7 protein-coding genes and 1 pseudogene are annotated in these 10,647 nt (G+C 44.0%); 5 read left to right on the top strand and 3 right to left on the bottom strand.

Translation table 11 applies throughout. The annotated features are described in order from the left end of the window. Positions 1–445: 445 nt before the first annotated feature. Positions 446–1,678 carry a CynX/NimT family MFS transporter gene (locus WD019_RS20815; RefSeq protein WP_425712698.1) on the bottom strand — a complete coding sequence of 411 codons (1,233 nt, stop codon included), beginning with the start codon at positions 1,676–1,678 and terminating at the stop codon, positions 446–448. Beyond that, positions 1,665–2,387, bottom strand: a complete 723-nt coding sequence (locus tag WD019_RS20810; protein WP_425712697.1) for a FadR/GntR family transcriptional regulator — start codon at positions 2,385–2,387, stop codon at positions 1,665–1,667. The genes WD019_RS20815 and WD019_RS20810 overlap by 14 nt, the downstream gene beginning before the upstream one ends. Positions 2,388–2,681: 294 nt before the next feature. Here WD019_RS20810 and WD019_RS20805 point away from each other — a divergent pair, with 294 nt between their 5' ends. Then, positions 2,682–2,879, top strand: a complete 198-nt coding sequence (locus tag WD019_RS20805) for an alpha/beta-type small acid-soluble spore protein (protein WP_026678658.1) — start codon at positions 2,682–2,684, stop codon at positions 2,877–2,879. 119 nt (positions 2,880–2,998) lie between these two features. On the opposite strand, the gene WD019_RS20800 is transcribed toward WD019_RS20805, so the two are convergent. Beyond that, positions 2,999–4,123, bottom strand: coding sequence for an AbrB family transcriptional regulator (locus WD019_RS20800; protein ID WP_425712696.1), 1,125 nt, complete (start codon positions 4,121–4,123; stop codon positions 2,999–3,001). 147 nt (positions 4,124–4,270) lie between these two features. On the opposite strand from WD019_RS20800, the gene WD019_RS20795 reads away from it, so the two are divergent. The 4 genes and pseudogenes from WD019_RS20795 to ppsA all read left to right on the top strand — a co-directional run bounded on the left by WD019_RS20795 (position 4,271) and on the right by ppsA (position 10,313). Next, on the top strand, positions 4,271–5,146 hold the full coding sequence (locus tag WD019_RS20795) for a LysR family transcriptional regulator (RefSeq protein ID WP_425712695.1): 876 nt from the start codon (positions 4,271–4,273) through the stop codon (positions 5,144–5,146). A 27-nt stretch (positions 5,147–5,173) separates the two neighbouring features. Then, the gene (locus WD019_RS20790; protein WP_425712694.1) at positions 5,174–5,836 is read left to right on the top strand and encodes an SOS response-associated peptidase; all 663 of its coding nucleotides are present in this window, start codon (positions 5,174–5,176) and stop codon (positions 5,834–5,836) included. Between the two features lie 320 nt (positions 5,837–6,156). After that, positions 6,157–7,116, top strand: a complete 960-nt coding sequence (locus tag WD019_RS20785) for a patatin-like phospholipase family protein (protein WP_425712693.1) — start codon at positions 6,157–6,159, stop codon at positions 7,114–7,116. Between the two features lie 580 nt (positions 7,117–7,696). Continuing rightward, a pseudogene (ppsA, locus tag WD019_RS20780) lies at positions 7,697–10,313 on the top strand (phosphoenolpyruvate synthase). Positions 10,314–10,647 lie beyond the last annotated feature (334 nt).

Here is a 10,647-nt window from a genome sequence, read left to right as displayed (position 1 = left end):
TCTAAAAGCCAAAAATGGAGGTCCGAGTAGAAAAAGTGTCCAATAGGGTGAGTCTAAAAGCCAAAAATGGAGGTCCGAGTAGAAAAAGTGTCCAATAGGGTGAGTCTAAAAGCCAAAAATGGAGGTCCGAGTAGAAAAAGTGTCCAATAGGGCGCGTCTAAAAGCCAAAAACGGGGCCCCGAGGCGAAAAAGTGTCCAATAGGGTGAGTCTAAAAGCCCAAATTGCAGCACGGAGACAAAAAAGTGTCCCATAGAACGTCGGTAACAGACCATTTCTTTAAATGGAGATGCCCTCCGATAAAAAGGTCGGAAGGCATCTTCATGAAGGCGCTATAGAAAATTCACTTAGAAGAGGAAATTCTGTCTAAAACTGTTGAATTAATTGCCGGGGCTTCCTGTATTTCGGTCATTCTAATACTACAATTCTTTAGAAAGACTCTTCTTTTTATTTATATGCTTTCAAGTACTCCCCAGACTCTGGACTGTCCCCCACAACTTTGTTTCGGCCAGCGCCAATTCCGGAGATGAGCATAAGCACACTTGTGATGACGATAAATAATAGAGGCGTGATCCACGTATGTGTTACGTCCCGGAGATAGCCAAACAAAATCGGCCCTACAGCTGCAAGAAGATAACCGATCGATTGTGCCATGCCAGAAAGTTCTGCCGCTTGATGGGCGTTTTTTGTCCGCAAGCCAAATAGTAAAAGCGCCAGGCTGAGTGCCGCTCCTTGGCCGAGGCCAAGAAAGATGACACACATGATTACAAGTGGCTTGGATCCAATCATTAATCCTCCAAACCCGGCAATATAACAAAAGCTTGTTATCGCAGCGAGCCATTTTTGATGGGACAGACGGGCAGCGATAACAGGAACGAGAAAGCTTACCGGAAGGCTGATAAATTGCAATAAACTAAGGGTCCATCCTGCGGTTGAAACGCTCAGCCCCCTGTCATGAAGAATAGCCGGCAGCCAGGTGACCGTCACATAAAAACCTAATGATTGCAGTCCCATAAACAAAGTAACTTGCCAGGCGAGCGGCGAGCGCCATACTTCTTTAGCCTCCGTCATATTTATGTTCTTCGGTTTCTCACGATTCCGAAGCTGCGGGATCCATATGATTGCCGCAGCCGCAGCTAAGACCGCCCAGAAAACAAGCGAGCCTCTCCAGCCGGATCCTAAACCGTGAGAAAGAGGGACGCTGATTCCCGATGCCAGCGCGGCAAATGTTCCAAGTGCAGACGTATATAATCCCGTCATCAATCCAACTTTTTTAGAAAATTTCTGTTGAATGAGTGCGGGCAATAAGACGTTACAAACGGCAATGGCAAGGCCAATGATGGCGGTTCCGGCAAACAATAGGCCGCTCGATCCTGATGAACGAATAAGCAATCCGATAATCAGGAAAATCAGCGCTAAAAATAATACGAGTTCGCTGCCAAACTTTCGGCCTAACTTCGGTGCAAGCGGTGACATGATGGCAAAAGCAATGAGCGGCACTGTCGTAATTAAGCCAGCGACACTATTTGATAAATGCAAATCATTGCGAATGTTGTTTACCAGGGGGCCGACGGAAGTCAATGAAGGCCGGAAATTCGTGGCAAGAAGAATAATTCCGATAATGAGCCAAACATCGTTCCCGCGTGTCGTTTCTTTTGCGAGATTATTATTTACGTTCATGTTCATCCTCCTTTCTATTTTCTTGTAATAACGCAATCTGCGATGCTATCTCGATGTTGGCGCGAACCGCTTCTTCTGCAGCCTCCGGGTCCTCGTTAATAATGGCTTCGACAAGCTGATGGTGAGCATTCGTATTTTTTTCTGCCAAATCGGCATCCCCGTTCATCGTGCTGATAATCGATGTCTGGATCGTATTTGACATATGCTGGTAAAGGTCAATAAGCACGCTATTATGGCTTGCTCTAACGACAGTGTGGTGGAATTCTATATCCGCTTTGACATGCTCTTGAAGATTGTCGCTTTTCTTTAAAGCATCATCTCTCTTCGCCAAACGGTCGCGCAAAAGCTCTATGTCTTCTGATGTTCGCCTTAAGGAAGCCAATCTCGCCGCTTCGCGTTCTAAGCAAGAGCGAACTTCCATTATTTCCAGCAAATCGGACTTTTGCAGCCGGCGCTCCATGGCAGCCCCAAAATCGGTTTGGGACCGGACGTATGTACCGTCCCCTTGACGTGCTTCAAGCATGCCTGTGTGGATTAAAGCGCGGACGGCTTCCCTGATCGTGTTTCGGCTGACGCCCAACTGTTCGACGAGTTCAGGCTCAGGCGGAATTTTTTCATTGAGCGGCCATTGGCCGGATTCGATTAATGAGGCCAATTGCTTGACCACTTGATCAACCAATGATGAACGCATCGCTTTTTTTAATCCCATAGACAAGTAAACCTCCAAACATCGGATGATTGGAACATTTAAAAACGATTTTATATTATCAGAGAAAAATAGATCAGTCAATCAATTGGATATTCGTTGGAAAATATAAATAAAGCAAGAAAAATTTATTGAGTTGAAGATAAAAAACGATTGATCGATATCTAAATAAATAAGTTAATTCTTTCCTTTGTCAGCAGCATGCCTTGATTGGGGAAAAATGTATGGCTTCTCATCGATTCGGTTACCTTAAAAAAGAGCAAGTGATTGCTCAATACTCGTGGGGAGTGATGTATCTTGGCAAGAAACAACAAACTTTTGGTACCTGGAGCAGAAAATTCTATGAACCAGATGAAGCAAGAAATAGCCAATGAGATTGGAGTTCAGCCTGGTGCAAATACAACCGCGCGAGCAAACGGTGCTGTCGGGGGCGCGATGACTAAACGCCTTGTCTCCATGGGAGAACAGCAGCTTAGAAATCAACAAAATCAGTAACGTTGGTTTCTAGAAAAAGGCCACCCATTAATGACGGGTGGCTTTAATGTTGAAAATTTTCCCACGAACCAACCAATTCAGGGCTGTCCCCATGTCGTCTCTATCCATTTTTTTATGAATTACGCATGAGACCCCATGCCTTTTCGTGTACCGTAATGGTGAATCAGAGTGAAAAGCGGAGGCAAAATAATGCAAACCGAGATGATGCGGATCACTTGCACCGCCACGACCAATGTTGAATCGGCGTGAAGCACGACGGACATTGTCGCCATTTCTGCAACGCCGCCGGGCGCAAATGCCAATGCCGCGGTGACAAAAGTAATACCGGTCAGCTTTGAAACAATGAACGCGCAGCCTAACATGGCGGCAATGAGGCCAAGCGTGCCCAATAATGCGACAACCAATGTTTTTCTTAACCCTGCAAGCATATTTTTATGAAAACGGGAGCCAATGCTCGATCCCATCAAAATTTGAGCGACTACGATCACGCTATGCGGCCACCACGAGACGATGTCATGACCGACAATGGAGGAACTGACGGATTGGACAATCGCCACACTTGCCATGCCCCCGACTAGCCACGGAGCGGGAAATTTCAGCCGCTTTCCAATAAAGGCCCCGCCGCATGCGACGAAAGCGAGAACGATCGTCCAGAGAATGTGGCTCAGTTCAAATGCCGGGATTCCAGTGGCAGCGCTAGACGTGTGGCCAGCAGGACTTGCGATCAACGTTGATGCAATCAAAGGGATCGTCAAGACAACGAGAAAAACACGCATCGTCTGAATGATGCTGACAACAGCGGTATTTGCGCCTACCTCTTCCGCGATTCCAGGCATCGCCGACAATCCGCCAGGGGCCGTTCCAAAAAAGCTTGTCAGCATATCCGTCCGGCTAAATTTCCAGAGAACAAAGCCGGAAAGCACGGAAAAAAGAATCGACAAAAGCAGGATAACAATAATGATCAACCAATCTTCTTTAAAAATATGGACAATAGACAGATTGATTTTTTGGCCAAGTTCAATGCCTAAAATGCATTGCCCGATCCGAAGAAAGTAGGGGTTCAGCCCCTTTTGCTTGCCCGGGAGCGTTAGCCATGGAGGGCGCCGAAACGAAAAAAAGGCTGCCACGAGCAAAGTTCCAATCATCCACCCGATCGACATGCCTGTCAATGAAAGGAGAAAACCTCCAATGCCGCTTATAACAATGAATTTTATATTACGCGAAAAAATAGTACCTTCCCTCATTGAAAAACCCTTCTTCCTCGATGTTGTTTGAGCAGGGAAATGTTCCAATCCATCTAAGAAAACTATAATATACTTATAGAGATAGGTGAAATACGAATTATTTTCATTTTACCATCAAAAAACTTGATGTCTAAAAGAGGAGACGGCATGGATCATCGTGACTGGATTATTTTACAAGTGCTATACCATAAGAAGAACATTACGAAAACGGCGGAAAGCTTATATATTTCACAGCCGACATTGACGAATCGCCTGCAGCAAATCGAGAAAGAATTTGGCGTTCAAATCGTCATCAGGGGAAGAAGAGGGGTGCAGTTTACGCCCCAGGGAGAATACCTGGCAAAAGTGGCGGAGGAAATTTTACAAAAAATCGAAACAGCGAAAGAAACGTTGCTGAATATGGGCCAAAACGTGATGGGAACACTAAGACTTGCGGTTTCGAATACCTTCACCCACCACAAGCTCCCGATTGTATTAAAACGGTTTAAAGATCAATACCCTGATGTTGAATTCAAAGTGACGACAGGGTGGGGCAAAGATATGATCAATTTGCTGTATAACAGGGAAGTCCACGTTGCTTTTATTCGCGGAGACTATAATTGGCCAGATGAAAAACAGCTCCTGCTTGAAGAAACGATATGCATCGCTTCAAAAGAAAAGATCGATATGAACGATTTGCCGGGCAAGCCTAGAATTGATTACCATACCGATTTGTTGCTCAAAGCGGTGATTGACAACTGGTGGGCCGAGAACTTTCAGCAACCGCCTTATACAAGTATCGAAGTGGATAAAGCGGAGACGTGCAAAGATATGATCGTCAATGGATTAGGCTATTCCATTATCCCAAGCATGATTCTGGATGATGTTAAGGATATCCATACGATTGACATCACCAATAAAGAAGGAGAGCCAATATTAAGACGGACGTGGATGTTTTATCATAAGGAATCGATGGAGCTCAATATCGTAAGAGCTTTTGTCGACTTTATCAAAGGGGAAGACCTGGGGGATTCGAAATCATAAAACGATCTCTTTGAAAAAGGTGATTCTATGTGCGGACGGTTTACTCTTTTTTCAAACCCGAAAGAAATTGCGGAGCGTTTTTCGATAATGAATATGTTCGAGTTAACGCCAAGATACAACATTGCGCCTGGCCAGGAAATTCTAGCGGTTGTTTGTGACAGGGAGCGGAATAAAGCCGGATATTTGCGATGGGGGCTCGTTCCATCCTGGGCAAATGATCCGAAAATTGGCTATAAAATGATGAATGCAAGGGGCGAAACGGTCGATGAGAAGCCGGCGTTTAAACGTCTATTGAAGAGACGGCGGTGTCTGGTGATCGGAGACTCGTTTTATGAATGGAAGAAGAGCGGCGACAAGAAGATTCCAATGAGGATCAAATTGAAGAGCGGTGAACCATTTGCGTTCGCTGGACTATGGGATAGATGGCAGCAAGAAGATAAGGTGATCACTTCATGCACAATTATCACGACGGCGCCCAATCATTTAATGAAAGACATTCATGATCGCATGCCCGTCATTTTGCCGAAAGAAAAGGAAGCCATCTGGCTTGATCGAAGCATTGAGGATTCGGATGTCCTTAAAAGTCTGTTGTTGCCTTATGATTCTGAACAAATGGAGGCATTTGAGGTAAGCGCGCTGGTCAACTCGCCGTACAATGACGGTGAGTCTTTGATTGAGCGTATCCGGTAAAAAATTATAAAAATAGTACACGTTCTTGCTTATAATGATTCCATGATAGAGAAGGCAAAGGAGCTGCATCAAGCGTTTATAGAACCATTTTCACGTGAAGCATTGTCCGAATTTTCCGATAAGTAATTTTAAAAAATAAAGGTACCTGAGTCAATCGTATCGCTCTGAATAGAAGAAGAATGAAAAGAAGGAAAGCTATTCGCCAGGTTAGATGATGGTAGCAAAATTCCTTTTTTTGTCGGTCGAACATTTCATTGTCCAAACGAGATCAACATATACTGAATGGATACTTGAAATCTGATGAGAAAGGAGAAGCGCCTTTGACAAAATATCGGATCATTGCCTTTGATGGAGGCGGCACCCTGGGGGCTTTAAGTTTACAGCTTTTGAACAGGCTCGTTCAGCAATATCCAAAATTAATTAGCCGTACCCATGTGTTTTCGGGGAATTCAATCGGTTCATTCACTGCCCTTGCATTAGCAAGTGGAAGATCACCGAAGGAGACATTCCAGTATTTTAAGAAAAGAATCCTGCCGGCATTCAGCGTTTCCCGGCCGGGTGGGCCTGTTTTTAATCAGCAATTGCCCTATACAGGGTTCATTAAAGCGATACGTGCATTTTTTCCATCAGATCTTCGTCTCAAAAACTTAAAAAAACGAATCGTAGTCCCTTCATTTCAATTGTATTCACCGGAGCTGAATCGCTGGACTCCTGTGTTATTCCACAACTTTCCCGGATCTCCCTATTTAAATGAGAAGGCGAGTGATGTCATCCTGCGGAGCAGCGGTGCTCCCGCGACGCAACGAGCCTATCAAAACTACGTGGATGGGTATGTCGTAGCAACTAATCCCAGTACAGCCAGTATCGCGTTTGCAGTAGGTAAAGCCAAAGTGCCATTGAATCAAATTGCAGTATTATCCATTGGAACAGGTGAAGCTCCGACGCAGTTAAGAAGAGATACAAGAGGGTGGGGGATGGTGAGTGCAAATGACATTCGCCCCGAAAATCTAAAAGACCTTCCTCCAAATTGGGGAGTCATTTTGGACCGATCGCCCAATGAACCGTTACTTCCATTTCTTCAGATTATCGCTGGCGGAAATGGGTACTATGAATCCATGGTCAGTTCTAATCTTCTTGGAAAACGTTTTTTTCGGTTAGATCCAAAGATCCCTAACTTTTCCAAAACAGACCCCGCCGTAGTTCCCGCTGTCATTGAAATTGCAAACCAAACCAATTTACAGCCTGCCGTTCAATTTATTGAGAAAAACTGGAGTGTGTAAAAGTTTCCAATAGATCCGATTAAGGAGCCGCCAAATAATGCCTGCTCCTCTTGTATAAACAAAATGATGTTCGGGCCGAGTTCGGGATGGTGGTACCCGCATTCAGCCTATTGAAAGTGGCGGGCATCCGCCTGTCCACTTTGGCAAAAAAAGAAGCTGGTGAAAAGCGTTTCGATTTTCATCAGCCTCTTTACTATTTTAAGGGAGTTTCAGGCAGCCCTTTTTGCTATTGGGATTTCCTTACGTTTTGGATCCGAATTTATCGGTTGTGGGTCATTTGACTCCTAAAATGTTTTTTGAATTTGCAACAATGATGGGCGTGTAATTAGATTGATAAAAACAAGATATTGTGGTAAATTTAAATAGATATGCACTGTTAATGTATTTTTGTATAAATTACCCCTATTTTAGGTTAATTATACAACATAAAGTCCATAACAGTCAATCCTAACTTTTATTTTTTTTAAAGGGGTGTGGGCATGAAACTTCGCCAGAAGAAGAAATGAGTAGGCAGCGTAATGGGTGGATCAGATGAACGATTTTTGTCCTGGTACTTAAGCGATAAATGGGAGGGAAAGTAATGAAACCATATGTACTGGAGTTTCAGGAGATTGATAAAAACGAGGCAAATGCTTGTCGGCGGCAAAGGGATGAACTTAGGGGAACTTTCGAAGATTCATGGAATACAAGTGCCAGAAGGATTTTGTGTTACCACTGAAGCGTATAAAAAAGCCATTGGGAAGAATGAAGAGTTTCATCAATTACTAGATCAACTGAAACCGCTAAAAGCGGAGGATCGAGATCAAATTGGCGAAATCAGCGGGAAGATTCGGAAAATCATTATGAAAGCAGAAATTCCTTCCGATGTATCGGGCGCGGTTAGCCGCTATCTCACCCAGTTGGGCGAGGAACATGCTTATGCCGTGCGTTCAAGCGCGACAGCTGAAGATTTGCCACATGCCTCTTTTGCCGGTCAGCAAGACACCTATTTAAATATCATCGGAAAAGAAGCGATTTTGCGGCACATCAGCAAATGTTGGGCTTCGCTCTTTACGGATCGAGCCGTGATTTACCGTATGCAAAATGGATTTGATCACAGACAGGTGCATTTATCCGTTATTGTTCAACGGATGGTGTTCCCGAGCGCTTCAGGGATTTTATTTACGGCTGACCCGATCACTTCCAATCGAAAGTTGCTATCGATCGATGCCAGTTTTGGTCTAGGAGAGGCCCTCGTCTCCGGCCTGGTATCTGCCGATGGCTATAAGGTGCAAGAAGAGAAAATCGTCGAAAAGAGGATAGCCACCAAAAAATTGGCCGTCTATGGACGAAAACAAGGCGGAACCGAAACACGGCAGGTTGATCCCGATCAGCAAAATGCCCAAACGCTTACTGACCAACAAATTTTGCAACTGGCACGCATTGGAAGACAGATCGAAGCATTTTTCGGCCAGCCACAAGATATCGAATGGTGTTTGGTCCACAATACATTTTATATTGTCCAGAGTCGGCCGATCACTACTCTTTTCCTGATTCCAGAAGAGGAGACCCGGGAAAATCGCGTTTATGTGTCTGTCGGTCACCAGCAAATGATGACCGATCCAATGAAACCGCTGGGGTTGTCTTTTTTTCTGTTAACGACTTCTGCACCTATGCATAAAGCTGGCGGAAGGTTGTTTGTCGATGTTACACATCATCTCGCTTCACCTGACAGCAGAGAAGCTTTATTAAATACGATAGGCGGGTCAGAACCGCTTATAAAAGATGCACTTATGACCATAATTGAGCGAGGAGATTTTATAAAACCGTTGTCCAATGACAAAAATGAACGGAGTCCCGGTAAAAGAACTAATGTTATGCGGTTTGCAAAAGATCAAGGGCAAATTGAAAACGATCCGACAATTGTTTCTGATTTGATTAAGCGCAGCCAAATTTCGATAGAAGAGTTAAAACAAAACATCCAAACGAAATCAGGACCGGATTTATTTGAGTTTATTCTTGAAGATATCCAACAATTAAAGAAGATTTTATTTAATCCACAAAGCATAGGTGTGATTATGGCTGCTATGAATGCTTCAACATGGATCAATGAAAAAATGAACAAGTGGTTAGGTGAAAATAATGCAGCAGATGTGCTTTCTCAATCTGTGCCAAACAATATTACTTCGGAAATGGGTCTTGCGCTATTGGACGTCGCGGATGTGATTCGTCCTTATCCGGAAGTAATTGAGTATTTACAGCATGCAAAAGATGACGACTTTTTGGATGAACTTGCCAGGTTGAATGGCGGACAGGAAGCCAAAGAAGCGATCGATGATTATCTCAACAAATACGGAATGCGATGTGCGGGAGAAATCGATATTACGAAAACGCGCTGGAGCGAAAAGCCAGCCGCACTTATCCCCTTGATTTTAAACAACATCGAAAACGTTGAGCCTAATGCCAGCCGTCGGAAATTTGAGCAAGGGCGGCGCGTTGCTTTAAAAAAAGAACAAGAATTATTAGACCGATTGAAGCAATTGCCGGATGGTGAACAAAAAGCAAAAGAAACGAAACGAATGATCGACCTGATCCGGAATTTCAGCGGGTTTAGAGAATATCCCAAATATGGCATGATTAATCGCTACTTTGTTTACAAGCAGGCTTTGCTGAAAGAAGCGGAAAAGCTTGTACAACTGGGTGTAATACGAGAAAAAGAAGATATATACTATCTCACCTTTGAAGAACTTCGCGAAGTCGTTCGCACAAATAAACTCGATAACCAGATCATCGACAAACGAAAAGAACAATTTCAACTCTATGAAAAACTAACTCCACCACGTGTGATCACGTCTGATGGCGAAATAGTCTCCGGTGCGTACAAACGAGAAAATCTCCCGTCCGATGCAATTATAGGCCTGCCTGTATCTTCCGGCGTGATCGAAGGGAGAGCACGTGTCCTCTTAAATATGGAAAATGCGGATTTAGAAGAGGGAGATATCTTGGTAACCGCCTTTACCGACCCTGGCTGGACCCCATTGTTTGTATCCATCAAAGGCCTGGTCACCGAAGTTGGCGGACTGATGACCCATGGAGCAGTTATTGCACGTGAATATGGCTTGCCGGCAATTGTCGGAGTGGAGAATGCGACAAAGCTGATCAAGGATGGGCAAAGAATCAGGTTGAATGGAACAGAAGGGTATATAGAACTATTATAATTCATTATTAATGAACGAAAATTTCATCGTGCCAACGTTGGGTAAGGATATTAATACAAACAACTTTAAGTTAAAAGCAGATCCAGAACCCCTGGTGCCTTCTTAGGCGCCAGGGGTTCTTAGTAGTGAAATTATCCCAGGGATTTCAGTGCCCCTTCAGCTATGAAAGCACTTATTTTCTTTCACCTGAAAAAAATAAGAACAGGAGCAAATTTCTTCAGTAGTGGTGCTGTTTCTATGGCATTTGGACAATAAACAGTGGACTTCCGATAATAAATCGATTCCATCGGACAATAAATGGACTCAGTCGGACAATAAAATGAGTATATTTTTC

Source organism: Fictibacillus sp. Mic-4, assembly GCF_049843615.1.
In the GTDB taxonomy this organism is placed as follows: domain Bacteria; phylum Bacillota; class Bacilli; order Bacillales; family Fictibacillaceae; genus Fictibacillus_A; species Fictibacillus_A gelatini.
Note: the sequence above shows the minus strand (reverse complement) of the source record. Positions and strands in the feature narration are given on the sequence as shown.

What these genes read in the sequence shown, in the direction of transcription:
- WD019_RS20815 (WP_425712698.1), bottom strand. Translation starts at nt 1,678, where the DNA reads ATGAACGTAAATAATAATCTCGCAAAAGAAACGACACGCGGGAACGAT.
- WD019_RS20810 (WP_425712697.1), bottom strand. Translation starts at nt 2,387, where the DNA reads ATGGGATTAAAAAAAGCGATGCGTTCATCATTGGTTGATCAAGTGGTC.
- WD019_RS20800 (WP_425712696.1), bottom strand. Translation starts at nt 4,123, where the DNA reads ATGAGGGAAGGTACTATTTTTTCGCGTAATATAAAATTCATTGTTATA.
- WD019_RS20795 (WP_425712695.1), top strand. Translation starts at nt 4,271, where the DNA reads ATGGATCATCGTGACTGGATTATTTTACAAGTGCTATACCATAAGAAG.
- WD019_RS20790 (WP_425712694.1), top strand. Translation starts at nt 5,174, where the DNA reads ATGTGCGGACGGTTTACTCTTTTTTCAAACCCGAAAGAAATTGCGGAG.